This window comes from Pseudomonas sp. GM50 (assembly GCF_000282375.1).
Taxonomy (GTDB): domain Bacteria; phylum Pseudomonadota; class Gammaproteobacteria; order Pseudomonadales; family Pseudomonadaceae; genus Aquipseudomonas.
Window position 1 is genome coordinate 135120 of the sequence record NZ_AKJK01000043.1, and the last position, 23921, is coordinate 159040.

General features: G+C 59.1%; 21 protein-coding genes. 7 read left to right on the forward strand and 14 right to left on the reverse strand.

Features of this window, described 5'->3' with window-relative positions; translation table 11 throughout:
• Positions 1 to 410: 410 nt before the first annotated feature.
• Positions 411 to 626, reverse strand: coding sequence for a 30S ribosomal protein S21 (gene rpsU / locus PMI30_RS30490; protein WP_002551877.1), 216 nt, complete (start codon positions 624 to 626; stop codon positions 411 to 413).
• A 199-nt stretch (positions 627 to 825) separates the two neighbouring features.
• Here rpsU and tsaD point away from each other — a divergent pair, with 199 nt between their 5' ends.
• Positions 826 to 1851: a tRNA (adenosine(37)-N6)-threonylcarbamoyltransferase complex transferase subunit TsaD gene (tsaD, locus tag PMI30_RS19950; protein ID WP_008008293.1), complete on the forward strand. Its 1026-nt coding sequence runs from the start codon at positions 826 to 828 to the stop codon at positions 1849 to 1851.
• 23 nt (positions 1852 to 1874) lie between these two features.
• On the opposite strand, the gene plsY is transcribed toward tsaD, so the two are convergent.
• Positions 1875 to 2444 carry a glycerol-3-phosphate 1-O-acyltransferase PlsY gene (plsY, locus tag PMI30_RS19945; RefSeq protein ID WP_008008295.1) on the reverse strand — a complete coding sequence of 190 codons (570 nt, stop codon included), beginning with the start codon at positions 2442 to 2444 and terminating at the stop codon, positions 1875 to 1877.
• A 74-nt stretch (positions 2445 to 2518) separates the two neighbouring features.
• Between plsY and folB the strand changes: the two genes are divergently transcribed.
• Positions 2519 to 2875, forward strand: coding sequence for a dihydroneopterin aldolase (gene folB, locus PMI30_RS19940; protein WP_008008297.1), 357 nt, complete (start codon positions 2519 to 2521; stop codon positions 2873 to 2875).
• Positions 2866 to 3384 carry a 2-amino-4-hydroxy-6-hydroxymethyldihydropteridine diphosphokinase gene (gene folK, locus PMI30_RS19935; RefSeq protein ID WP_008008299.1) on the forward strand — a complete coding sequence of 173 codons (519 nt, stop codon included), beginning with the start codon at positions 2866 to 2868 and terminating at the stop codon, positions 3382 to 3384. The genes folB and folK overlap by 10 nt, the downstream gene beginning before the upstream one ends.
• An 87-nt stretch (positions 3385 to 3471) precedes the next feature.
• On the opposite strand, the gene PMI30_RS19930 is transcribed toward folK, so the two are convergent.
• The 11 genes from PMI30_RS19930 to PMI30_RS19880 all read right to left on the reverse strand — a co-directional run bounded on the left by PMI30_RS19930 (position 3472) and on the right by PMI30_RS19880 (position 17654).
• Positions 3472 to 4701 carry a multifunctional CCA addition/repair protein gene (locus tag PMI30_RS19930; RefSeq protein WP_008008301.1) on the reverse strand — a complete coding sequence of 410 codons (1230 nt, stop codon included), beginning with the start codon at positions 4699 to 4701 and terminating at the stop codon, positions 3472 to 3474.
• 64 nt (positions 4702 to 4765) lie between these two features.
• On the reverse strand, positions 4766 to 6328 hold the full coding sequence (locus PMI30_RS19925; RefSeq protein ID WP_008008303.1) for a SpoVR family protein: 1563 nt from the start codon (positions 6326 to 6328) through the stop codon (positions 4766 to 4768).
• A complete protein-coding gene (locus PMI30_RS19920; protein ID WP_007904257.1) occupies positions 6325 to 7596 on the reverse strand; it encodes a YeaH/YhbH family protein in 1272 nt (423 codons plus the stop codon). Before PMI30_RS19920 ends, PMI30_RS19925 begins: the two co-directional genes overlap by 4 nt.
• A 201-nt stretch (positions 7597 to 7797) precedes the next feature.
• On the reverse strand, positions 7798 to 9720 hold the full coding sequence (locus tag PMI30_RS19915) for a PrkA family serine protein kinase (RefSeq protein ID WP_007904259.1): 1923 nt from the start codon (positions 9718 to 9720) through the stop codon (positions 7798 to 7800).
• 297 nt (positions 9721 to 10017) lie between these two features.
• Positions 10018 to 10347, reverse strand: coding sequence for a thiosulfate sulfurtransferase GlpE (glpE, locus tag PMI30_RS19910; protein ID WP_008008305.1), 330 nt, complete (start codon positions 10345 to 10347; stop codon positions 10018 to 10020).
• A gap of 33 nt (positions 10348 to 10380) precedes the next feature.
• Positions 10381 to 11262: a symmetrical bis(5'-nucleosyl)-tetraphosphatase gene (locus PMI30_RS19905; RefSeq protein WP_008008307.1), complete on the reverse strand. Its 882-nt coding sequence runs from the start codon at positions 11260 to 11262 to the stop codon at positions 10381 to 10383.
• Positions 11262 to 11642, reverse strand: a complete 381-nt coding sequence (gene apaG, locus PMI30_RS19900) for a Co2+/Mg2+ efflux protein ApaG (protein WP_007904265.1) — start codon at positions 11640 to 11642, stop codon at positions 11262 to 11264. Before apaG ends, PMI30_RS19905 begins: the two co-directional genes overlap by 1 nt.
• Positions 11643 to 11757: 115 nt before the next feature.
• Complete coding sequence (gene rsmA, locus PMI30_RS19895) at positions 11758 to 12576, reverse strand: 16S rRNA (adenine(1518)-N(6)/adenine(1519)-N(6))-dimethyltransferase RsmA (protein ID WP_008008309.1); 819 nt, start codon at positions 12574 to 12576, stop codon at positions 11758 to 11760.
• Entirely contained in the window at positions 12573 to 13562 is a 990-nt protein-coding gene (pdxA, locus tag PMI30_RS19890; RefSeq protein WP_008008311.1) for a 4-hydroxythreonine-4-phosphate dehydrogenase PdxA, read from the reverse strand. Before pdxA ends, rsmA begins: the two co-directional genes overlap by 4 nt.
• Positions 13559 to 14875, reverse strand: a complete 1317-nt coding sequence (surA, locus tag PMI30_RS19885) for a peptidylprolyl isomerase SurA (protein ID WP_032835123.1) — start codon at positions 14873 to 14875, stop codon at positions 13559 to 13561. The genes pdxA and surA overlap by 4 nt, the downstream gene beginning before the upstream one ends.
• A complete protein-coding gene (locus PMI30_RS19880) occupies positions 14856 to 17654 on the reverse strand; it encodes an LPS-assembly protein LptD (protein ID WP_008008315.1) in 2799 nt (932 codons plus the stop codon). The genes surA and PMI30_RS19880 overlap by 20 nt, the downstream gene beginning before the upstream one ends.
• A gap of 130 nt (positions 17655 to 17784) precedes the next feature.
• Here PMI30_RS19880 and PMI30_RS19875 point away from each other — a divergent pair, with 130 nt between their 5' ends.
• Genes PMI30_RS19875 through PMI30_RS19865 form a run of 3 tightly spaced genes read left to right on the forward strand, consistent with a single transcriptional unit; the run spans position 17785 to position 20238 of the window.
• On the forward strand, positions 17785 to 18804 hold the full coding sequence (locus PMI30_RS19875; RefSeq protein WP_008008316.1) for an aminoglycoside phosphotransferase family protein: 1020 nt from the start codon (positions 17785 to 17787) through the stop codon (positions 18802 to 18804).
• Positions 18801 to 19472 carry an N-acetylmuramate alpha-1-phosphate uridylyltransferase MurU gene (gene murU, locus PMI30_RS19870; protein WP_008008318.1) on the forward strand — a complete coding sequence of 224 codons (672 nt, stop codon included), beginning with the start codon at positions 18801 to 18803 and terminating at the stop codon, positions 19470 to 19472. The genes PMI30_RS19875 and murU overlap by 4 nt, the downstream gene beginning before the upstream one ends.
• A gap of 1 nt (position 19473) precedes the next feature.
• Positions 19474 to 20238, forward strand: coding sequence for a TerB family tellurite resistance protein (locus PMI30_RS19865; RefSeq protein WP_008008320.1), 765 nt, complete (start codon positions 19474 to 19476; stop codon positions 20236 to 20238).
• A gap of 132 nt (positions 20239 to 20370) precedes the next feature.
• On the opposite strand, the gene PMI30_RS19860 is transcribed toward PMI30_RS19865, so the two are convergent.
• Positions 20371 to 21360 carry an alpha/beta hydrolase family protein gene (locus PMI30_RS19860; RefSeq protein ID WP_008008322.1) on the reverse strand — a complete coding sequence of 330 codons (990 nt, stop codon included), beginning with the start codon at positions 21358 to 21360 and terminating at the stop codon, positions 20371 to 20373.
• A gap of 73 nt (positions 21361 to 21433) precedes the next feature.
• Between PMI30_RS19860 and PMI30_RS19855 the strand changes: the two genes are divergently transcribed.
• The gene (locus tag PMI30_RS19855) at positions 21434 to 23830 is read left to right on the forward strand and encodes a PAS domain-containing sensor histidine kinase (RefSeq protein WP_008008323.1); all 2397 of its coding nucleotides are present in this window, start codon (positions 21434 to 21436) and stop codon (positions 23828 to 23830) included.
• The last annotated feature ends 91 nt before the right edge of the window (positions 23831 to 23921 follow it).

Consider the following 23921-nt stretch of genomic DNA (forward strand, 5'->3'; position numbering starts at 1 on the left):
GCGCAGGGTGTGCGGCTCGACCTGTGTCGTCTGCGTATCGCTGTCGGGAAGTGTATCTGCCGAAAATCCACTGACGTTAGTACCAATCAGTATTCGACTATTTGAAAGTGTTTCGCTGAATCCGGCGACGGCCAGTCATTGGCCTCGGATAGCTCATAAGCGGGCACGCAAGAAGGTGCCTTGGGCTGATCGTCGTGAGAGGAATCAGTGGGTGTGCTCGTCAGTAGCCTTGGAAGGCTCGTCAGAAAAGACGTGCACCGCTGGCAAAAGAGCCAGGTCTGACGCTGTGAAGCAGATTTGTCTCGGTCGCGTCTGCGGCTTTGACGGTGAAGCATCAAGCGTTTTCCGCAAATGCCATTAGCCCGGCTGAGGGCCGGGCTTGGCAGAAGCTTGCTACGATCGTCTGTGTATTAGTACAGACGAACGGCGCGGCGCTGTTCGCGCTGAACTTTCTTGGCGTGACGCTTAACAGCGGCTGCTGCTTTACGCTTACGCTCAGAAGTTGGCTTCTCGTAAAATTCGCGGCTACGAACTTCAGCCAGTACACCGGCTTTTTCGCAGGAGCGCTTGAAACGACGCAGAGCTACGTCGAAGGGTTCGTTCTCTTTTACTTTGACGGCTGGCATCCAGAGCTACCTTCATTCATTACCGGGGTCAACATCCTCGCGGCAAAAGAGCACTTGAAGACGTCGGTTTTTAAGGGTTGCGGATGTTAACCCCTCATCGCTCGGAATGCAAAGCCTCTGATCGAAAACCGCTGGTCGGGGCATCACGCGACGACTATTATGCGCGCCTTCGAATTCAGCCTCTACAAGGCGCAAACCCATGCTAGTACTGGGATTAGAAACCTCTTGCGACGAAACCGGTGTCGCACTTTACGACAGTGAACGCGGGTTGTTGGCCGACGCGCTGTTCAGTCAGATCGATCTGCATCGTGCCTATGGCGGCGTGGTGCCGGAGCTGGCGTCGCGTGATCACGTCAAACGCATGCTGCCCTTGATTCGTCAGGTGCTGGCCGAGGCCGGCTGTGTGCCGACCGAGATCGACGCCATCGCTTATACCGCGGGTCCTGGCCTGGTCGGAGCCCTGCTGGTGGGGGCTTCCTGCGCCCAGGCGCTGGCCTTTGCCTGGGGCGTTCCGGCCTTGGGCGTGCACCACATGGAAGGTCACTTGCTGGCGCCGATGCTGGAGTCGCAACCACCGCAGTTCCCGTTCGTCGCTTTGTTGGTGTCGGGTGGTCATACGCAGCTGGTTCAGGTCGATGGGATCGGCCAATACACGCTCTTGGGCGAGACCCTCGACGATGCTGCCGGCGAAGCATTCGACAAGACCGCGAAGATGATGGGCCTGAATTATCCGGGCGGCCCGGAGATCGCTCGTCTGGCGGAGCAAGGCGTTGCAGGACGTTTCACCTTTCCGCGTCCGATGTGTGATCGTCCAGGCTTGGCTTTCAGCTTCAGTGGCCTGAAAACCTTTGCTCTGAACACCTGGCAGCAGAGCGTCAACGCCGGGGACGACAGCGAGCAAGCCCGTTGCGACATCTCGCTGGCGTTCCAGCAGGCCGTGGTGGAGACTTTGACCATCAAGTGCAAGCGTGCCCTGAAACAGGCGGGTCTCAAGCGTCTGGTGATCGCAGGGGGCGTCAGCGCCAACAAAGCACTGCGGGTTTCACTGGAAAAAATGCTCGGCGACATGAAGGGCGATGTGTTTTATGCCCGTCCGGAGTTCTGCACCGATAATGGCGCGATGATTGCGTTTGCCGGTTGCCAGCGCTTGCAGGCCGGCCAGCATGAAAACCTGGCGATCAGCGTGCAGGCGCGCTGGCCGATGGAGCAATTGTCGGCGCTGTGATGAGCGGCGTTCACGTGCGGTATTTAAAAATGCCGTTCGCGCCCGGCAAACAGGTCGCGTAGATTGCCGCGATGACGCCAGACGATCAGGCCCGTGAGCGCGCTCATGGGTAGCAGTGCCGCCGGTTCTTGCCAGGCAAGCAGCGGCAGGGTCAGTGGTGTGGCAATCAGGGCGGCGAGTGAGCTGGTGCGGGTCAGGTAGAACGTCAGCAGCCAGGCGCAGACCCCCAGCAGCGCGGCGGGCGGGTAGAGCCCCAGCAGCATGCCGGCCGCGGTGGCGACACCCTTGCCACCGCGAAAGCGGAAGTACAGCGGAAACAGGTGACCGATAACGGCGCAGACGCCGATCCAGGCCTGTTCTTGTAGTGAGAGGCCTATTGCACCCGCGATCAATACGGGCAGCAGGCCTTTGTTCAGGTCGCCGAGCAAGGTCAGGATGGCGAGTTTCTTGCCGGCCAGACGCAACATGTTGGTGGCACCGGCATTGCCCGAGCCACTCATTCGCGGATCGGGGTTACCGGTCAGGCGGCTGAGCAAAATGGCGAAGGACAGAGAGCCGAGCAGGTAGGCGAGAATCGCCAGTAACCAAAACATGCTAACTATTCCGGGCGAGGACGCCCTGATTCTAACGGCGCATTGCGCCCTTGTCGTGCAGTGGAGAGAAGTGCTTGGACAGAGTGTTTATCGAGGGCCTGGAAGTCGACACCGTGATCGGTGCCTACGACTGGGAACGAGGCATCCGACAGTGTCTTCGACTTGATCTGAGCTTCGCCTGGGACAATCGTCCGGCCGCCGCCGGTGATGATCTGACCCTGGCGCTCGACTACGCGAGCGTTTCGTCGCGCATTCAGGCGTTTGCCGAGCAGGCGCAATTTCAGCTGGTCGAGACCTTTGCCGAGCGTCTGGCGGAAGTTCTGATGAGCGAATTCAATATCACCTGGATGCGCCTCAAACTGACCAAGCCAGGTGCCATCCCGGCTGCCACGGGTGGTGTGGGCGTGGAGATCGAGCGCGGATGTCGCTGACTCAGGTGTATCTCGGGCTCGGTAGCAACATCGAGCGCGAAGCCCATTTGCAGGCAGGCCTGGACGCCCTGGCGGGTTTCCTGGTGGATATGCGCTGCTCGGCGGTATTCGAAAGCCAGCCGGTGGGGATCAAGAGCGGCCCGTTTTTCAACTTTGTGGTCTCGGCCTTCACCGATCTGCCACTGATGGAGCTGGATCGACGGTTGAAATTCATCGAAGCGGATAACGGCCGTTACGCGCCGGACCGCAAGGGCTTGCCGCTGGATATCGACGTGCTGCTATTCGGCGACCTGGTGGGCAACTTCGATGGCTTGATCTTGCCGCGGGCCGAAATTCTGAAAAATGCATTCGTGCTGTGGCCATTGTCGCTGATTGCGCCGGATAGAGTGCATCCGGGCGTAGGCAAGAGCTTTGCGACCTTGTGGGGTGAGGCGCAGATCGATCAGGTGTTGGCGCCGGTGGCTTTTGAGTGGCGCGGTGAGCAGTTGACCCCTTTGAGTTTGTTGTGAGGCGCAAGACGCCTTCGCGGGCAAGCCTCGTTCCTACAGGTGACGTCGTTCATCACCTGTAGGAGCGAGGCTTGCCCGCGAAGCTTTTCAGGCCGACGCCGCTTCTTTGTAAGCTTTCAACGCCCTGAGCCGCTCGCGCTTGATCGCCTCGCCCAACTCCGGTCCCTTGAATCCCTTCTCCAGCAGCGGCTGAACCGCAATGCTTCGCGCCGCAGTTGCCGCGCCCCGCAAATAATCCGCCTGTGGATAACTTCTCTGCTCCAGGCCTTTACGCCCTCGAGCGTCCATCTCGCACGCCGCGATAAATTCCTCAAAGCGCTGAGGTCGACGATAGACGTCGAAACTCTGCAGTAACTCCAACAAGGTCGACGGTTTCAACTCCAGCGCACGATGGCCATGGGTGTGATACTCGCCCACCAGCAGCGCCAGTTCCTGACAGTCCTTCGGTGCCTTGAAGCGCTCGTTGACCGCTTTGATCAACTTCAGGCCTTTGTGCTCGTGAGCGATGTGGCGGGGCCATTCTTCCTCGGGCGTCAATCCTTTGCCCAGGTCATGCAGCAAGCAGGCCCAGCGTACGCTCAGCGGTTGTTTGTGCAGCGCCGCTTGCTCCAGCACGCTCAGGGTATGCACGCCCGTGTCGATTTCCGGGTGATGGGCTGCGGGTTGCGGTACACCGAACAGCGCGTCGACTTCCGGCATCAGTACCTTGAGAGCACCGCATTCGCGCAGCACCTCGATGAATACTTGGGGTTGGTCTTCCATCAGTGCGCGAGCGATTTCTTTCCAGCTGCGTTCCGCGGTCAATGCCTCCAACTCACCTGATTCGCTGAGTTGACGCATCAGCTCCAATGTCTCGGGGGCAACGGTGAAACCCAGTTCCGCATAACGCGCGGCAAAGCGGGCAACGCGCAGAACACGGAGCGGATCTTCGGCGAAAGCGGGGGAAACGTGACGAAGCAGGCGCGCCTCTAGATCCCGCTGGCCATGATAGGGGTCCGTCAGGTTCTGCTGGTCGTCTTCAGCCATGGCGTTGATCGTCAGGTCGCGACGAATCAGATCTTCTTCGAGCGTGACGTCGGGGCTGGCGTGAAAGATGAAGCCGCCGTAGCCGCGCCCGTTTTTGCGTTCGGTGCGGGCGAGAGCATATTCCTCACCGCTTTTGGGGTGAAGAAATACCGGGAAGTCCGCGCCCACCGGACGAAAGCCCTTGGCGAGCATTTCTTCGGTGGTGGCACCCACAACGACCCAGTCGATATCGGTAACAGGTTTGCCCAGCAGGCGATCGCGGACCGCTCCACCGACTTTATAAATCTGCATAAAAAACCTCCGTTAGCCCGACAGAATAACCTTTGCGTCGAACTTCCGGAGGCAGAAAACAGGATCAAAGATGAATGACTGCCAGGTCCAGCCGGCCGTAATCCCCCTCGCCGTGCTCGTTTCTGGGCGGAACATGGTGGGTTTTCATCACCTGATCCCCTTGCAGGGTTTCCAGGTGGATGTCGAAGCCCCAGAGGCGGTGCAGGTGCTTGAGCACTTCATCAGTGGAATCGCCCAGCGGTTTGCGGTCGTGTTGTTGGTGACGCAAGGTCAGGGAGCGGTCGCCACGTCGGTCGATGCTGTAGATCTGTATGTTGGGTTCACGATTGCCCAGGTTGTATTGCGCCGCCAGGGTTTCACGAATGGTTCGATAGCCGTCTTCGTCGTGTATCGCCGGAACCAGCAGGTCGTCCTTCTGATCGTCATCGAGGATGCTGAACAGCTTGAGGTCGCGGATCACCTTGGGTGACAGGTACTGCAGGATGAAACTCTCGTCCTTGAAGCTGCTCATGGCGAATTTGATGCTGGACAGCCAGTCGGTGCCGGCGATTTCCGGAAACCAGCGATAGTCCTCTTCGGTGGGGTGTTCGCATATCCGGCGGATATCGCGATACATGGCAAAACCCAGGGTGTAGGGGTTGATTCCGCTGTAATAGGGGCTGTCGAAACCGGGCTGGAAGACCACGCTGGTATGGGAAGTCAGGAACTCCATCATGAAGCCATCGGTGACGAGGCCTTCGTCATACAAGTCGTTCATCAAGGTGTAGTGCCAGAACGTGGCCCAGCCTTCGTTCATCACCTGGGTCTGGCGCTGTGGATAAAAATACTGGGCGATCTTGCGCACGATCCGCACGATTTCACGCTGCCAAGGCTCCAGCAGCGGAGCGTGTTTTTCGATGAAATACAGGATGTTTTCCTGAGGTTCGGCGGGGAAGCGTGCGTTGTCCTTGTCGCTGTACTTGTCCGCGCCTTTTGGAATGGTCCGCCACAAATCGTTGATCTGCTTCTGCAGATGCTCTTCCCGATCCTTCTGCCGACGGCGTTCTTCTTCGGCGGAAATCGGATAAGGGCGTTTGTACCGGTCGACCCCGTAATTCATCAGCGCATGGCAGGAATCGAGCAAGTCCTCTACCGCGTCGATGCCGTGGCGTTCTTCGCACTGCATGATGTACTGCTTGGCGAACACCAGGTAATCGATGATCGAGCTGGCGTCGGTCCAGGTGCGGAACAGGTAGTTGCCTTTGAAAAAGCTGTTATGGCCATAGCAGGCATGAGCCACCACCAGAGCCTGCATGCAGATGGTGTTTTCTTCCATCAGATAGGCAATGCAGGGGTCTGAGTTGATCACAATCTCGTAGGCCAGGCCCATCTGGCCGCGGCTGTAGGATTTTTCGGTGCTGAGGAAGTGTTTGCCATAGGACCAATGGTGATAACCCAACGGCATACCGACAGAGGCGTAGGCGTCCATCATCTGCTCGGCGGTGATCACTTCGATCTGGTTGGGGTAGGTATCCAGGGCGTAGCGGGCCGCGAGACGACTGATTTCGCGGTCGTAGGCCTGGATCAGCTCGAATGTCCATTCAGAGCCGGTGGAAATGGGTTGGCGCTTCTGCTCTTTGGCGGTCATGTCACTAACCTGCGCTGGAAGAGTTCACGAAAGACCGGATAGATATCCCCGGCCGAGACCAGTTGCTGCTGGGCAAAAGTGTCAGAGAAGGCTTCGGCGATGCGTTCGTACTCGAACCACAAGGCCTGGTGTTCGCGCGGGGTAATCTCAACATAAGTGTAGTACTGCACGAACGGCATGATCTGATTGATCAGGATGTCGCGGCAGATCGGCGAATCGTCGTTCCAGTTGTCGCCGTCGGACGCCTGGGCGGCATAGATGTTCCATTCATTGCTCGGGTAACGCTCGGCCATGATCTCCTGCATCAGTTTCAGGGCGCTGGAAACGATGGTGCCGCCGGTTTCCCGGGAGTAGAAAAACTCCTCCTCATCCACTTCACGGGCACTGGTGTGGTGGCGGATGAACACGACGTCGATTTTGTCGTAGTTGCGCTTGAGGAACAGGTACAGCAGGATGAAGAAGCGTTTGGCAATGTCCTTGGTTGCCTGCGTCATGGAGCCGGACACGTCCATCAGGCAGAACATCACTGCTTTGGAGCTGGGGTTCGGCTGCTTGATCAGCAGGTTGTACTTGAGGTCGAAGGTGTCGAGAAATGGCACTCGGTGGATACGCGCGCTGAGCTTCTCGATTTCTGCTTCGAGCTCCTGGATATCGCCGAAGTTGTCCGGTTCTTCGCGTTTAAGCCGCAGCAGTTCCTCTTTGACTTCGCGCAATTTCGCCCGGCTGCTGCCGGACAAGGCAATGCGCCGTGCATGTGCCGAACGCAGCGTGCGGATAATGTTGATCCGCGACGGGTTGCCTTCGTTGCTGATGCCTGCGCGTACGGTCTTGAAGGTGTCGGTGCCGGTCAGATGGCGTTTGACCAGATTGGGTAATTCAAGGTCCTCGAACATGAATTCGAGGAATTCTTCCTGGGTAATCTGGAAGACGAACTCGTCCATCCCTTCACCCGTGTTACCGGCCTTGCCGGGGCCTCTGCCGCCACCACCTCCGGGCGGACGGGCAATGTGCTCGCCGCTGGTAAATTCCTTGTTGCCGGGGTGCACGATGGTTTGCTTGCCGCCACGACCGTGGTGAAGCACCGGCTCGTCGATGTCGCGACCGGGAATGCTGATTTGCTCGCCGTGTTCCATATCGGTAATGGAGCGCCGGCTGACCGCCTCTTCGACTGCCTTTTTGATGTGATCACGATAGCGCCGCAAAAACCGTTGGCGGTTTACCGTGCTCTTGTTCTTGCCATTGAGACGTCGGTCGATCACATAGCTCATGACTGCTCCTTAGAAGCTGTCCTGAAAGGGGCGAGCGTTAACGCAGCATAAGGCCAGTGCCGGAGGGTGTACACGCTCCCCCAAGCGCTTTGATGCTGCCTGAACCTCGCTACCGCATTTCGGACACCTCCAGAGGCCTGTGTAACAGAAAAAGCGTAAACAGGCCTCGGGCTAACGACAACCGGTCTGACCGGCAGCGGGTTACTGTGATTTTCTGACCCGCAAGTACCACTCGGACAGCAGTCGTACCTGTTTGTCGGTGTAGCCCCGCTCGACCATCCGTGTGACGAAGTCGTTGTGCTTCTGCTGGTCCTCTTTGCTGGCCTTGGCGTTGAAGCTGATGACCGGCAGCAGGTCCTCGGTGTTGGAGAACATTTTCTTCTCGATGACCACCCGCAGTTTTTCGTAGCTGAGCCAGGTTGGGTTCTTGCCGTTGTTGTTGGCTCGGGCGCGCAGTACGAAGTTGACGATTTCGTTGCGGAAATCCTTCGGATTGCTGATGCCGGCCGGTTTTTCGATTTTCTCCAGTTCCTCGTTCAGGGCTACGCGGTTGAGGATCTCGCCGGTTTCCGGATCGCGGTATTCCTGATCCTGAATCCAGAAGTCGGCGTACAGCACGTAGCGATCGAAGATGTTCTGACCGTACTCGCTGTAAGACTCGAGGTAGGCAGTCTGGATCTCCTTGCCGATGAATTCGATATAACGCGGCGCCAGGTACTCTTTCAGGAAGCGCAGATAGCGTTCCCGGGTCTCGGCCTGGAACTGTTCCTGTTCGATCTGCTGTTCCAGTACGTAGAGCAGATGTACCGGGTTGGCGGCGATTTCGTGCGGATCGAAGTTGAAGACCTTCGACAGAATCTTGAAGGCGAAGCGGGTCGACAGACCGTTCATGCCTTCGTCGACACCCGCTGCGTCGCGGTATTCCTGGATCGACTTGGCCTTCGGATCGGTGTCCTTGAGGTTTTCGCCGTCATACACGCGCATCTTGGAGTAGATGTTGGAGTTTTCCGGTTCCTTGAGGCGCGAGAGCACGGTGAACTGAGCGAGCATTTTCAGCGTGTCGGGCGCGCAATGGGCCTTGGCCAGCGAGCTGTTGAACAGAAGCTTGTCGTAGATCTTCACCTCGTCGCTGACGCGCAGGCAGTACGGCACTTTGACGATATAGATCCGGTCGATGAATGCTTCGTTGTTCTTGTTGTTACGGAAGGTGTGCCATTCCGATTCGTTGGAGTGGGCCAGCAGGATCCCGGTAAACGGAATCGCCCCCAAACCTTCGGTGCTGTTGTAGTTGCCTTCCTGGGTGGCCGTCAGCAATGGGTGCAGCACCTTGATCGGTGCCTTGAACATTTCGACGAACTCCATCAAGCCCTGGTTGGCCCGGCACAGCGCCCCCGAGTAGCTATAGGCATCGGCGTCGTTCTGCGGGAACTCTTCCAGTTTGCGAATATCGACCTTGCCCACCAGTGCCGAGATGTCCTGGTTGTTTTCATCTCCCGGCTCGGTTTTCGCGACTGCGATCTGGTTGAGGATCGATGGATAGAGTTTCACCACGCGGAACTGGCTGATGTCGCCGCCGAATTCGGCCAGGCGCTTGGTGGCCCATGGCGACATGATGGTATTGAGATAGCGCCGGGGAATGCCGAAGTCTTCCTCGAGGATCGCGCCATCTTCGGTGGCGTTGAACAGACCCAGGGGCGACTCGAAAACCGGCGAGCCCTTGATTGCGTAGAAGGGCACTTTCTCGATCAGTTGTTTGAGCTTTTCGGCCAGGGACGACTTACCGCCACCGACAGGGCCGAGCAGGTAGAGGATCTGTTTCTTCTCTTCCAGACCCTGGGCCGCATGGCGGAAATACGACACGATCTGGTCGATGCATTCTTCCATCCCATGGAAGTCTTCAAAGGCCGGATAGCGGCGGATCACCTTGTTGGAAAAGATTCGCGACAGCCTCGAGTTGGTCGAGGTGTCGAGCAGCTCCGGTTCTCCGATGGCCAGCAAGAGACGCTCGGCGGCGGAAACGTAGGCGCTGCGGTCCTTTTTGCACAGCTCCAGGTACTCCTGCAGAGAGAGTTCTTCCTGGCGCGTGGACTCGAAGCGTTGTTGGAAGTGGCTAAAGATACTCATGACGTCACCTCGCTCGATACGTGGAGCCGACGCCGGATCACTCAGTCGATGCTGGCAGCAACCGAACAGGCAGTTGCTGTTTACCCCCCAGAACTCTCCCGGAGCTGACGACTCCGAAAGCTACTCCCGATGACCCGCGCGCCGGTGTACCGGCTCTCCCCTGTTTTGGATGGCCTGCGCTTAAGGATAGTTGGGAATTCGGAAGGTAAATGCAAGATGCGTAATAAGTTGTGGCAGACCGTTCGTCTGTCACCGCGCAAGCCCGCGGGGACCGGGGCTTGCGCGCATTGAAAAATATTATTCGGAAGTGCCTTGCGCCGTTTCCGAAGGATAGGCCGTACGCCACAACTCGAAACCGCCATCCATGCTATAGACGTCGGAGAAGCCTTGGCTGACTAGATAGGCCGCCGCGCCTTGGCTGGAATTTCCGTGATAGCAGACCACTACCGTCGGCGCGTCCAGGTCAGCGCCCTGAATGAAAGCATGCAGGGAATGATTGTCCAGATGCTTGGAGCCGGCAATGTGCAGCGCGGCAAACGTTGCCGGATCGCGGACATCGACCACCACCGCGCCTTGTTCGCGCAGGGCCTGGGCCTGTTCTGGGGGGATACGTTTGAATTCGCTCATGGCGGGCTCCTGTGGCTCGGCTGAAAGCGCAGTCTAGCGCGGGGCGCTGGCTGACGTTTGTTCGGGAATAGGGGCGGCGACAGCCGGCCGAGTGTGGCCATGGGCGTCGCATTTACATTGCAGGCGCTCACCGGTGTCGACGTTCATCAGGGTCATGGCGCCACCCCAGACGCAACCGGTGTCGAGCGCAAACAGGCCTGGCTCGTTGCACTGGCCTTCGAGCGCCGCCCAGTGGCCGAAGATGATCTTCAGGCCTTTGGTCTTGCGCTCCTTGTGGGTGAACCACGGCGCATAGCCCGGCGGTGCGGTGTCGACGCCTTCCTTGCCCTTGAGATCAAGCTTGCCGTCGCTGGTGCAAAAACGCATTCGGGTGAAATAGTTGGTGATGACTCGCAAGCGCGCTGCGCCTTTGAGGTCGCTGTCCCATTTCACCGGCTCGTTGCCGTACATACCGTCGAGGTAAGGCGCGAAGCGGTTGTCGTCGTGCAGGGCTGCTTCGACTTCGGCGGCGCACTTCAAGGCTTTGCGCAGCGACCATTGCGGCGGAATGCCGGCATGGACCAGGGCGATATCGCGCTGTTCGTCGTAATGCATGAGCTTTTGTTGCCGAACCCACTCCAGCAGCTCCGCGCAATCGGGTGCTTCCAGAATTTCGCGCAGAGTGTCGGCCTTCTTCAGGCGTTCGATGTTTTGCCCGACGGCCAGCAAGTGCAGGTCATGGTTGCCGAGCACGCACACCAGCGACTCGCGGAGGCTATAGAGGAAGCGCAAGGTTTCCAGCGACTGTGGGCCTCGGTTGACCAGATCTCCCACCAGCCATAACCGGTCCTGGGCCGGGTCGAAAGCGACTTGCTTGAGCAGGCATTGCAGCGGCTCAAGGCAACCTTGCAAGTCGCCGACGGCATACGTCGCCATCAGTGCAGGGCTCCGGGGACCGCCAGACGAAACGGAGCGATGACAGCATCGAAGTGTTTACCGTCGTCGGCGACCATCTCATAAGTGCCCTGCATGGTACCGACTTTGGACGTCATGACGGTGCCGCTGCTGTAAGTGTGGCTCTTGCCCACGTCGATCAACGGCTGCTGGCCGACGACGCCTGCACCGCGAACCTCCTCGACATGCCCGTCACCGTCGGTGATCACCCAATGCCGTGAAAGCAGTTTGGCGGGCACCAGGCCATTGTTCTGCACGGTGATGGTGTAGGCGAAGGCAAAGCGATTTTGCTCGGGTTGCGATTGTTCTGCCAGATAGCGGGTGACGACGCTGACGTCGACCTGATAACGAGGATCGGACATGCAAAAGGCCTTAGAAACGAAGCGGGACGCGGGGCATAGCTGATAGAACTCAGTCTAGGCCAAGTATCGGGTAGTAAACCAGAGTGGCGCCCTACCCGATAGCGCTCATCGCCTTTCAGTCGGTGGCAGGCTTTTGTAGGACTTGTTCGCTGAGCTTGTCGGCCAGGCGCACGAAGGCAGCCAGATCGAGCTGCTCGGGACGTAGGCTGCCATCGACGCCGGCGGCTTCGATTTCAGCGTTGTTGAGCAGCAATTTCAGCGTATTACGCAGGGTTTTGCGGCGCTGGTTGAAGGCTTCGCGCACAACGCGCTCCAGCAGTTTGTGATCTTTGGCTGGATGCGGAAGTACCGCGTGAGGCACCAGCCGCACGATGGCCGAATCGACTTTCGGCGGCGGATTGAATGCGCCCGGGCCCACGTTGAACAGATGTTCTACCCGGCAGTGATACTGAACCATGATCGACAGGCGACCCCAGTCACCGCCACCAGGCCCCGCCGCCAGACGCTCGACTACTTCCTTCTGCAGCATGAAGTGCATGTCACGAATCAGGCTTGCGTTGTGCAGCAGATGAAAAATCAGCGGCGTAGAGATGTTGTACGGCAGGTTGCCGACCACTCGCAGGCTGTTCGGCGCGGCGTTCAGGCTGTTGAAGTCGAACTTCAGCGCGTCACCCTGATGCAGGTGGAAATTGCTCTTGCCGGCGAACTGCTGGTTGAGGATCGGGATCAGGTCCTTGTCCAGCTCTACTACGTCCAGTTGTGCGCCGCTGTCGAGCAGGCCTTTGGTCAATGCGCCCTGGCCCGGGCCGATTTCCAGCAGACGGTCTTCAGGCTTGGCATGGATGGAACGCAGGATACGGTCGATAACGCCGGCATCGTGCAGGAAGTTCTGGCCGAAGCGCTTGCGCGCTCGGTGTTGGTAATGCTCGGTCATAAACGAGTCTCGGCCATCTGGTAGGCGGTTTCCAGGGCGACTTGCAGGCTGCCGGTATCGATTTTGCCGCTACCGGCCAGATCCAGGGCGGTGCCGTGGTCGACCGAAGTGCGGATGATCGGCAAGCCGAGGGTCACGTTGACTGCCGCGCCGAAGCCTTTGTATTTCAGCACGGGCAGGCCCTGGTCGTGGTACATCGCCAGCACCGCGTCGCAGTGCTCCAGATATTTGGGGGTAAACAGAGTGTCGGCGGGCAGGGGACCGCGAAGGTCCATGCCCTCGCCGCGCAGGCGCTCTAATGTAGGTTCGATGATGTCGATTTCTTCATGGCCCAGATGACCGCCTTCACCGGCGTGCGGGTTAAGCCCGCAAACCAGGATGCGTGGCTGGGCGATGCCGAATTTTTCTTGCAGGTCGGCGTACAGGATCCGCGTGACCCGCTCCAGGCGCTCCGGTGTGATTGCATCGGCAATCTCGCGAAGGGGCAGGTGAGTGGTCACCAATGCCACGCGCAAGCCGCGGGTGGCGAGCATCATCACCACTTGCGCAGTATGAGTCAGGTCAGCGAGAAATTCCGTGTGCCCGGAAAAGGCGATTCCGGATTCATTGATCACGCCCTTGTGCACCGGGGCGGTGATCATTCCGGCGAAATGCCCGTCCAGGCAGCCCTGGCCAGCACGCGTCAGGGTTTCCAGAACGAAAGCCGCATTGGCTTTGTCCAGTTGCCCGGCGATGACCTTGGCGTTAAGCGGCGTATCCCACACATACAGACTGTTGGCCGGGGCCGGAGTATCTGGCCAGCTGTCCGGCGTTACCGGCAGCAGATCGACAACCACGCCCAGCTGCGCGGCCCGCTCGATGAGCAGGTCGCGGCTGGTAATGGCAATCAGAGGGTGTGGCTGGGCTTGCGAGGCGAGCAGCAGGCACAGGTCAGGACCTATGCCGGCCGGTTCGCCGGGGGTCAACGCGAAACGCTTGGGTTTCACTGCGTTGCCTGGTCTGCACCAGGGAGCTTGATTTCTACATACGCTTCGTCACGGATCTGACGCAGCCAGGTTTGCAGCTCTTCATCGTATTTGCGGTTACGCAGTACGGTCATCGCTTGCTGTTCACGGGCCTGGTTGGTGCTGTCGGTGGCGCGGCGGCCAAGGACTTCCAGAACGTGCCAGCCATATTGAGTCTGGAACGGCTTGGACAGCTGACCTTGTGGGGTCTTGGCCATCACTTCGCGGAATTCAGGCACCAGTGCATTCGGGTCGATCCAGTTCAGGTCGCCACCGTTGAGGGCGGAACCCGGATCTTCCGAGAAGCTTTTCGCCAGCTCGCCGAAATCTTCGCCCGCTTCGATGCGGGTGTAGAGCGATTGAGCCAGAGCCTTGGTTTTTGCTTCGTCGCGGATCGGGCTTGGTTTTACCAGGATGTGACGCACATGCACTTCGTCGCGCACCTGGGCTTCGCCGCCACGCTTGTCGAGGATCTTCAGGATGATGAAGCCGCCCGGTGTGCGCATTGGCTGGGTAATGTCGCCGACAGCCATGGTGCTCAGCATACGATCGAAAGGAGGTGGCAGTTGACCGGCTTTACGCCAGCCCATGTCGCCACCTTCCAGTGCGGTTTCGCTGGCGGATTTGGCGATTGCCAGCTGACCGAAGTCAGCGCCTTGCTTGAGCTGCTGGTAAACCGCGTCGGCCTGTTTGGCTGCATTCTGAATCGCGTCGGAGTTGGCGCTTTCCGGCGTAGGAATCAGGATGTTGGCCAGACGGAACTCTTCGGACAGCTGCATCTTGCCCAGGTCGGACGCCAGGAAGTTCTTCACTTCCTGCTCGGACACCTGGATGCGTTCGGCTACACGGCGCTGACGTACACGGCTGATGATCATTTCGCGGCGGATCTGGTCACGAGCGTCGTCATAAGACAGACCGTCGCGAGACAAAGCGGAGCGGAATTGTTCAATCGACATGTTGTTGCGCTGGGCAATGGTGCCGACAGCCTGGTTCAGTTCTTCATCGGTAATGCGGATGCCGGAACGCTCGCCGATCTGCAGTTGCAGGTTTTCGACGATCAGACGCTCGAGCACCTGCTGATCCAGCACGCCCGCAGGCGGTACGGCAGCACCGCGTTTGGCGATGGTTTGCTGAACTTCGTGAACGCGCTGGTCCAGTTGGCTCTGCATGACCACGTCGTTGTCGACGATAGCCACCACTTTATCGATGGACTGTACCGCGGCGTTGGCCGCGGTACCCAGGAACAGCGCGCCCAGCATCAGCGGGCGCAGACAATCAGAAAGCTTGGTCTTCACGTTCACGATAACCTTGGATGCCTTTGTCGAGGAAGCTCTCTACCTTGGCGCCGGTGAGGCCGCCGAGTCCCTTCAGAACAATTTGGAGGAAGATGCCGTGGTCGCCTTTTTCGTTTTCCGGGGCGTTCTGACTGAACTCGTCATAGCTGACCCAGTAACGGTTGATCAGGCGCAATTTCCAGCAGCAGTTGTCGTATTCGAAACCACCGAAAGCTTCCAGAGTACGGTTGCGGTTGTAGTCATACTGCCAGCGGCTGATAGCGTTCCACTGCGGCACGATCGGCCAGATCACCGAGAAGTCGTGCTGCTCGATCTTGTAGTAGTCCTTCACGTAGCCAGGAGTGCCCGGAGTACCGTAGTCACCGCCGCCTACCGACCATTTACCGGTGTTCTGGTCATAACGAACCTGGTCATTGCGATAGCGATAACCGGCGTTGATGACCTTGTTCGGGTTGTCTTCAGGCTGGTAGTGGAACATCGCGCTGCCCGAGCGAGGGCTGCGGCTGTCCGGGTCCCAGTTGTAATCGGCGGTGGTGCGCCAATCGCGGTTCCAGCGGTATTCGTATTCCAGCGCGTACGGTGAAACTTTGGCTTGTGCATCGTCGCGGGTTTTTGCATCGATACCTGGCAACTGGACTTCGCGGTCCTTGAAGTACAAGGCCTGGCCGACGCTGATGCGTTGACGTTCGAAGCCGTTTTCTTCGATCCAGCGGTTGGTCACGCCCAGCGACAGTTTGTTCTCGTCACCGACACGGTCGGAGCCGGAGAAGCGGTTGTCGCGGAACAGCGAGGCGTAGTTGAAGGTGTATTCGCCTGTGTCAAAGACTGGAATGTCGGCCTGATCTTCCTCTGGAACATAGAGATAGAACAGGCGCGGTTCCAGGGTTTGGCGATAGTTCTTGCCAAACCATTGCGTGTCGCGATCGAAGTACAGACCGCTGTCGATGCTCGCGATCGGCACACCACGGTTCTGGTTACGGCTGTAGGTGCCGTTGAGTCGGTCGGCTTCTGCGCTTTGTGCAGCAACCTGGTTTTTGCCGGTACCATCCAGATCCAGATCGTACTGGGTGTACTGGTACTTCAGGGATGGTTTCAAGAAACCATAAGTCCAGTTCAACGGAAGGCTGACACCCGGCTTTAGATTCAAGCGGTTGCCATTGGCACGTGCCAGGCCAGTCACGTTGTTATCAAGACGCGACTCGACGGTGCCGTCTTCGTTTACGAAGTCGCCGTTCTTCAAGTCACGCTCAAACCGCACAACCTCTGTCTCGTAATCGAAATCCAGACCTTCCGGATGATACGGCAGCTGGCCATTGAAGGTTATCTGCGGCAAACGATCATAAGGCGTGATGTTCGAAACAGTCGCCAGCTGATAAGCCTGGGCATTCAAACGAGCGGTGTAGCTGTCGCCACGATAGGTGACAGAACCCTGCTGGTTCACGAAATCGGCACTTTTCACACCAATCTGGTCAGTCTGCAGATCCTGGAAGTAATACGGATCGCTGATCTTGGTGTAATCGACCTGAGTCATTACGCGCGAGTCCAGACCACCCTTGTGCTGCCAGTTGTACATGTAGCGGGTTTTTTCGTAATCGGTCTGCTTGCTGCGCTCGGTTTCCTCGTCGTTGAGGTAAGCGGCGCCGAACTGACCTTCGCTGGACTTGGTCAGGTAGCGGAATTCGCCTTCCATCAACAGGCCACGGTTGCTCATGTAGCGTGGGTACAACGTGGCATCGTAGTTCGGCGCCAGGTTGAAGTAGTACGGAGTGACCAGCATGAAGCCGGTATCGCTGCCGGTGCCAATGGTTGGCGGCAGGAAGCCGGACTGGCGACGGTCGTCGATCGGGAAGTAGATGTACGGCGTGTACAGAACCGGAATGTCCTTGACCCGCAGTGTCACGTTGGTCGCGGTACCGAAACCGGTCGCCGGGTTCAAGGTGATGTTGTTGCCCTTGAGCTGCCAGGCGTTGCTGTCCGGTTCGCACGTGGTGTACGTACCATCCTTGAGGCGGATGATCGCGTTCTCGGCACGTTTGGCGTACAGCGCGTTACCTCGGATACGCGATTTGTGCATCACGTATTCGGCGTTGTCGACCTTGGCTTCACCGGTGTCGAGCTGCACGTCGGCGTGGTCGCCCACGATCAGTGCGCCATTGTCGCGAATGCGCACATTGCCGCTCAGTTCGCCACGGCTTTCGGCCTGGTACAGGTTCGCTTCGTCGGCTTCGGCCTGCATGCTGCCCTGACGCATGACCACGTCACCGGCCAGGGTCGCGACCTGTTCTTCCTGCTTATAGCGGGAGGCCTTGGCACCGAGAAAGGTTGGCGCGTCACTTTTATTCGTCTTGTCATTCATGCCAGGACGAATCGGTTCGATATAGGAACCAGAGCAGTAAGGACCGGTTTCGGCCAATTGCGCTGCGGTGAGCTTCTCGCGCGGAACCCAGTCGAGGTGGCTGTAGTCTTCACTACGCGACTTCAGGCCACGGCCCTTGGACTCGGTAACCAGCACTGGCTTGGCGCCGGTGTCTGCGCTGGAGCCGGTGTCTGCCGCGGCTTCACCAGTGGCGGAAACTGCGCTGCCGTCATGGACGGGGCGTGGCGGCAATGCAGCAGCCGGCGCCTTTGGCGCACAGTCCCAGGCACCCGAAGCAGAGACTGAGCAGTCATACTGTTCCGCGGCGACCACGAACGAAGTGGCTAGAGGTTGCAGGGCCAGCAGACTGCCGGTGACCAACAACGGAAATTTTTTACGAAACGCGGGGGATTTCAATGCCATCTTATTAGTCCGGGCTTCCTGCGTGCCATCTGCCCGCGGTGTGGGCCGCACGCCTCTCGATGGTCTGAAAAAGATGCTGGATAATAAAGCATGACCCGCTTGACGGCTAGCGCCGTCGGAGACCCTTGCAATGCCTGACCAAGATGTACGTTTGCAACACCTGAAAGTTTGGCTCGATGAACAGTTGGCTATCCTATTTGCAGAACACGGCTGGGGCGCCGTACCCCCGGCCACGTTGACTGCGGCCAGTAGCGACGCGAGTTTTCGGCGCTATTTCCGCTGGGAAGGCGCAGGCCGGAGTTTTGTCGTGATGGACGCGCCGCCGCCCCAGGAAAACTGCAAACCCTTCGTGGATATCGCTTTTCTGCTGGCGAAATCCGGAATAAACGTGCCGAAAATTTATGCCGAAGACCTCGAACGTGGTTTTCTTTTGCTCAATGACCTGGGCAACAAGACTTATCTGGACGTGATCGACAGCGAAAACGCCGACGATTTGTTCAAGGATGCCCTGCAAGCGCTGCTGGCTTACCAGCAGTTGCCGATGGTGGCGCCGCTGCCAAGTTATGACGTGGCACTGCTGCGTCGCGAGCTGGAACTGTTCCCCGAGTGGTACGTGAAACGCGAGCTGGGTATCGAGTTCGACTCGGCGCAGCAAACACGTTGGCAGCAGGTCAGCGACCTGCTGATCGACAGCGCTCTGGCCCAGCCCAAAGTCCTGGTGCATCGCGACTACATGCCGCGCAACCTGATGCTTAGCGAGCCGAATCCCGGCGTACTGGATTTTCAGGACGCGGTTTACGGTCCTGTGACCTACGACGTGACTTGCCTCTTCAAGGACGCCTTCCTCAGTTGGCCTGAAGAGCGCGTGCGTGGCTGGCTGGAGGATTACTGGCAGCAAGCCGGCGCACTCGACATCCCGGTTCAGCCAGACTTCGAAGATTTCCTGCGCGCCAGCGACCTGATGGGCGTGCAACGGCACTTGAAAGTCATCGGCATTTTCGCCCGCATCTGCCATCGCGACGGCAAGCCGCGCTACCTCGGTGATGTGCCGCGCTTCTTTGCTTATATAGACGCGGTCATCGCCCGTCGCCCTGAACTGGCGGAGCTGGGTGAATTGCTGGCCAGTCTGCGTGCTGGAGCGACTGCATGAAGGCAATGATTCTGGCCGCGGGCAAAGGCGAGCGCATGCGTCCGCTGACCCTGACCACGCCAAAACCGCTGGTTCGCGTCGGCGGAGTGCCCCTGATCGAGTATCACCTGCATGCCCTGGCAGCTGCCGGATTTACCGAAATAGTGATCAACCATGCCTGGCTCGGTCAGCAGATCGAAGATTATCTGGGCGATGGCTCACGGTATGGCGTGAGCATTCAGTACTCGGCGGAAGGTGAGCCGCTGGAGACCGGTGGCGGTATTTTCCGTGCGTTGCCGTTGTTGGGTGACGAAGCCTTTGTGGTGGTCAATGGTGACATCTGGACCGACTACGATTTCAGCGTGTTGCATCAGCCCATCGCCGGGCTCGCTCATTTGGTGCTGGCGGACAACCCGGCTCATCATCCGACCGGGGATTTCACCCTGCTCGATGGTCAGGTGCGGGACGGTCAGCCGGATACATCAACCCTGACCTACAGTGGTATTGCCGTGCTGCACCCGCAGCTGTTTGACGGATGCTCGGCCGGTGCCTTCAAGCTTGCGCCACTGCTGCGCAAAGCCATGGCTGACGGGCAAGTGAGCGGCGAACGTCTGAATGGGCATTGGGTGGATGTCGGCACCCACGAGCGCCTGGCTGAAGTAGACACTCTGATAGAAGCGAGACGCTGACATGTTGTGGCCAGGGACTCTGATTGGAGCCGGAGCGGGCTTTGCCATAGCCAGCATTCCGGGGGCCATGCTCGGTGCTTTATTGGGACAGGCGCTGGACCGGCGCTTGCACCTGCAGAGCTGGGCTCATTTATGGGAAAAATTCGGTGGGCGCTCGGTGCTGCGCAACGATGAACTGCTGTTCGTGTTGCTGGGCCGATTGGCCAAGAGTGATGGACGGGTAGTAGATGGCCACATCCAGCAAGCGCGGCAGGAAATGCGCTCGCTGGAGATGAGCGAACCGGCGCAACGTCGAGCGATTGCGGCGTTCAATCGCGGTAAGTCGGGACATGACCGGTTGCGCGGTTATCTGCGACGCCTGAGTAATCAGCCCTATGCGGCGGAAGGTGTGTTGCGTGCCTGTTGGCGGATGGTCTGGGCCGATGGCCGCGCCGGTAGCAGTGAGCGCGAGCTGATTGCCCAGTGGGGCAAATGGTTGGGCTGGACGTCGCATCAGGTGCAGGCGCTGGCGAACGACTACGAGCCGAAGCGCCCATCGGTCAGCAGCGCGATCACTTATCAAGACGCCTTGCAACTATTGGGAGTGTCAGCGACCAGTGAGCCGGCGCAAATCAAGCGCGCCTATCGACGACTGCTCAGTCGTCATCACCCGGACAAGATTGCCGGCAGCGGTGCGACGGCGTTGCAGGTTCGCGAGGCCACGGACAAGACTCGCGAGTTGCATACCGCTTACACATTGATTCGTGAGCGGCGGGATTTTCGTTAGCCGGGTAGAGTTGTGTTGTCAGTGATTCCGTCTTCGCGAGCAAGCCTCGCTCCTACAGGTTTTATGATCGCCGGGCGCGACACGTAACCTGTAGGAGCGAGGCTTGCCCGCGAAGGGGGACGACTCGGTCTATCAGTCCGCCGCATTCTGTGGATTCAACCACCCGCGCACCCGACGAACCAACTGCTCTTGTTCTGCCTTGGCATTTGGCAACGCCTTGAGCGATACCTGACTGAACCCCGAAGTCTTCAAGCGCTTGCTGGCCTGCACGCGTTCCAGCGCCGCGTTACGATCCACCGGCTTATCCATATAGAAGATATCTGCGGTAGGCAGCTTCAAGGTGGGTGTGAGCTCAGCCAGCCCCGGTTTTGCTGTAACAGGCGTCTGGGCGGCGACCATCACCAGCTTCTCCACTTGCGATGGCTGCTTCTCGCTCAGATAACGCGCGGCCCAGTAAGCGCCGGTACCATGGCCCAACACGACGATACTGCGAGCGCTTTGCTGTTCGGCGTAGGCGATGGCTGCATCGATGCGAGCGAAGATTCGCTCAGCGTCGGCTTTGGCCTGTTCTTCGGTGGTTTCGACGATGGCCTTGTCGGCCACGTCCGCTTCGCCGCCGGCCGCCTGTTCGATGGGCGCTGCAGTCGTGGAATCTTTGCTGCCGGCATCAGGCGTTTTGGGCGCTGGCGCCACTTCGACGATGCGTGGCGCAATGGCTTCGCTTTGCAGGTCCGGCAAGGTGATACTCAGGCTGCTCCACTCGGCGTCCGGCAACTTGCGCCGCAATGGGCTGATCGCTTGCGGCCAGTCAACGGTTTCACCGGCGCCCGGGATGATAATCACCGCGCCTTTGGGTTCGGCGGTATTGGCCGGTTTCCACAAGGCGAGAAAGTTGTCGTTGCCGGCTTGCAGTTGTTGCTGTTCCTGCACCGGGATTTTTCGCTCAAGTGCGCTCGCTTCTTCCTGACTACGCTCAAGCAGCGGCTGGCGTTCAACCGGTTTTTCTTCTGCGGGTTTTTCCGCTGCGGCAGGTGCCGGGTCGGCCGCCTCGACGGAAAACGCGCAAGGCAGGATCAACGACAGGCACAATGCTGGCAGTGCCAGGCGGTAGACAGGGGGCATCGGATATTCCAGGCCAGAAGTTATTCCGGCAGCCTAATGGGTTGGTCAGTATTTGTCAGTGTGTGAGACTTCGATGATGCATTTTCGCTGCCTGTGGGTTATCGGCTGTTTATGGTTTCCCTTGATGGGCTGGGCGGCGCCCGCGCCACCGGCGCACGTCGTGCACCTGTCGCCAGCGCAACAGCAATGGCTGGCGCAGCATGGCGAGTTGCGGGTCGCAGTGGTGTTGCAAACGCCCTATGCTCAATACGATCGCCGCTTGCAGCGCCTGTCCGGGGTTAACGTCGAACTGATGAAGTGGCTGGCCAAGGCCCTCAAGCTCGAACTGAGTTGGCGTAATTATCCTGATCTTGCGCAATTGGAAGCCGCGGCGCGTGAAGGCGACATCGATATCGCGCCAGGTTTGACGCAAACCCCCGCGGGTTTGCGGCTTTGGCAATTTTCCGACCCTTACATGCGGGTGCCGCAACTGGTGGTGAGCGACCAGAAAAGCACCGGTGCGGTAGAACTGGAAAAACTCGACAGCCAGACCCGCGTCGCCGTGCGCATGCCCAGCGTCACCGCCGATTATTTGCGCAGCACCTATCCCCATCTGAATCTGCAAGGCGTGCCTCTGGACCGCCAGGCGCTGCAACTGTTGTTGAGTCAGCAGGCCGGTTACGCCGTGGTCGATGAAGCGCAGTTCGGGCGTCTGTCTGCCGAGCCTGAGTTCTCCGGGCTGGCCGTGGTGGGCGATATCGGTTTCCCGCAACTGCTGCGGGTGGCCACGCGCCGGGACTGGCCGGAGTTGGCCGGTATCGTCGAAAGCGCGCTGCGGGCGATCCCGGCCAAGGACCTGGAGCAACTGCACAATCAATGGGTGCAACCCAAGTATCCGCGACTGTCCGAGTCGCCGGGTTTCTGGCAGAACCTCTGCCTGCTCTTGGTGGTGTTGCTGTTGAGCAGCATGGCCATTGTGTTCTGGCAACGTCGCCAACAACACAGTCTGGAGCAACGATTGCTGGCGGCGCGCGAAGACATTGCCCTGCGCGAGGCCAGCGAAGAGGCCTTGCGCCTCACGCAGTTTTCCATCGATCAGAGCACCGTCGGCATCCTCTGGGTCAACTGGGACAGCCATGTGCGCTATGCCAACCGCGCGGCCGAAACCATGCTCGGCTACCCGGCGGGCGGAATCATCGATCGGCCATTGATCGACTTCGAACCCGGATTGCATATGGACCGCTGGCTGAGCCTGTGGAAACGCGCCCGGGCCAGTGAAGAGGGGCCGCAAAGTTTCGAAACCAATTGCGTGCGAGCCGATGGCAGTATTCTGCCGGCGGACGTTTCGTTGAGCTTCTTGCGTTTTCGCGATGGCGAATACCTGGTGGTTTATCTCAATGACGTCACCGAACGTCGTCGTGCCCTGGCCGCGTTGCAGGAAAGCGAAGCGCGGCTGCAAGGGATCGCCGCCAACGTTCCCGGCCTGGTCTTTCGTCTGGAGCGCGCGCCGGTGACCGGGCAGATCGACTTTGCCTACATCAGTGAAGGCAGCGAGAGCCTGGTGGGGTACTCGCCGGCGACTCTGGCCCATCGCGACAAAGGCTTGCGCAGCCTGGTGCATCCGGATGACAAAGCCAGCTATCACCAGACTCAGGACCATGCACTGGACACCGACAGTGACTGGTCGTGGCAGGGGCGGATTCTGACCCGTCAGGGCGAACAGCGCTGGGCCGAGATCAAGGCCATCACCCGTCGGCTCGAAGACGGCGCCTATGTCTGGGACGGGATTGTGTGGGACATCACCGAGAGCAAGCGCATCGAACTGGAACTGGCCAGTTCCCGCGAGCAATTGCGCGAGTTGTCCGCCCACCTGGAGAGCGTGCGGGAAGAGGAAAAAGCCCGTATCGCCCGGGAAGTTCACGACGAGTTGGGTCAGATGTTGACCGTGCTGAAGCTGGAAACGTCCATGTGCGAACTGGCCTACGCCCAGCTCGACCCGGGTCTGCATGAGCGCTTGAACAGCATGAAGCGGCTGATCGCTCAACTGTTTCAACTGGTACGCGATGTGGCCACGGCGCTACGGCCGCCGATTCTCGATGCCGGGATTGCCTCGGCCATCGAATGGCAGGCCCGGCGGTTCGAGGCGCGCACGCAGATCCCGTGCCTGGTACAAGTGCCGGATAACTTGCCGGTGCTCAGTGATGCCAAGGCCATCGGGCTGTTTCGGATCCTTCAGGAAGCGCTGACCAATGTCATGCGCCACGCCCAAGCGCATACTGTTGAACTGACACTGGCCCTTGAGGGCGACGAACTCTGTCTGACTGTTAGCGATGATGGCGTAGGATTTGTCGCCGCTCCTGGCAGGCCGACATCCTTTGGTGTGGTCGGCATGCGTGAGCGGGTGTTGATCATGGGCGGGCAGTTGTCGCTTGAGAGTGAGCCGGGTGAGGGCACGACCCTGACGGTAAGAGTGCCGCTGGATGAGGCCTGAAGAATTTTTGTTGTCTGTGCTGACGCCTTCGCGAGCAAGCCCGCTCCCACAGGGGGTTGTGTAAGTGCACAGATCTTTGACACCCCCAAAT

Bases quoted from the DNA above. Each gene is read 5' to 3' on its own strand.
- rpsU (WP_002551877.1), bottom strand. From the start codon at position 626: ATGCCAGCCGTCAAAGTAAAAGAGAACGAACCCTTCGACGTAGCTCTG.
- tsaD (WP_008008293.1), top strand. From the start codon at position 826: ATGCTAGTACTGGGATTAGAAACCTCTTGCGACGAAACCGGTGTCGCA.
- PMI30_RS19915 (WP_007904259.1), bottom strand. From the start codon at position 9,720: ATGAGTATCTTTAGCCACTTCCAACAACGCTTCGAGTCCACGCGCCAG.
- PMI30_RS19855 (WP_008008323.1), top strand. From the start codon at position 21,434: ATGATGCATTTTCGCTGCCTGTGGGTTATCGGCTGTTTATGGTTTCCC.
- glpE (WP_008008305.1), bottom strand. From the start codon at position 10,347: ATGAGCGAATTCAAACGTATCCCCCCAGAACAGGCCCAGGCCCTGCGC.
- PMI30_RS19875 (WP_008008316.1), top strand. From the start codon at position 17,785: ATGCCTGACCAAGATGTACGTTTGCAACACCTGAAAGTTTGGCTCGAT.
- PMI30_RS19880 (WP_008008315.1), bottom strand. From the start codon at position 17,654: ATGGCATTGAAATCCCCCGCGTTTCGTAAAAAATTTCCGTTGTTGGTC.
- PMI30_RS19860 (WP_008008322.1), bottom strand. From the start codon at position 21,360: ATGCCCCCTGTCTACCGCCTGGCACTGCCAGCATTGTGCCTGTCGTTG.
- PMI30_RS19905 (WP_008008307.1), bottom strand. From the start codon at position 11,262: ATGGCGACGTATGCCGTCGGCGACTTGCAAGGTTGCCTTGAGCCGCTG.
- folK (WP_008008299.1), top strand. From the start codon at position 2,866: ATGTCGCTGACTCAGGTGTATCTCGGGCTCGGTAGCAACATCGAGCGC.
- murU (WP_008008318.1), top strand. From the start codon at position 18,801: ATGAAGGCAATGATTCTGGCCGCGGGCAAAGGCGAGCGCATGCGTCCG.
- PMI30_RS19920 (WP_007904257.1), bottom strand. From the start codon at position 7,596: ATGAGCTATGTGATCGACCGACGTCTCAATGGCAAGAACAAGAGCACG.
- apaG (WP_007904265.1), bottom strand. From the start codon at position 11,642: ATGTCCGATCCTCGTTATCAGGTCGACGTCAGCGTCGTCACCCGCTAT.
- PMI30_RS19925 (WP_008008303.1), bottom strand. From the start codon at position 6,328: ATGACCGCCAAAGAGCAGAAGCGCCAACCCATTTCCACCGGCTCTGAA.
- PMI30_RS19865 (WP_008008320.1), top strand. From the start codon at position 19,474: ATGTTGTGGCCAGGGACTCTGATTGGAGCCGGAGCGGGCTTTGCCATA.
- PMI30_RS19930 (WP_008008301.1), bottom strand. From the start codon at position 4,701: ATGCAGATTTATAAAGTCGGTGGAGCGGTCCGCGATCGCCTGCTGGGC.
- plsY (WP_008008295.1), bottom strand. From the start codon at position 2,444: ATGTTTTGGTTACTGGCGATTCTCGCCTACCTGCTCGGCTCTCTGTCC.
- rsmA (WP_008008309.1), bottom strand. From the start codon at position 12,576: ATGACCGAGCATTACCAACACCGAGCGCGCAAGCGCTTCGGCCAGAAC.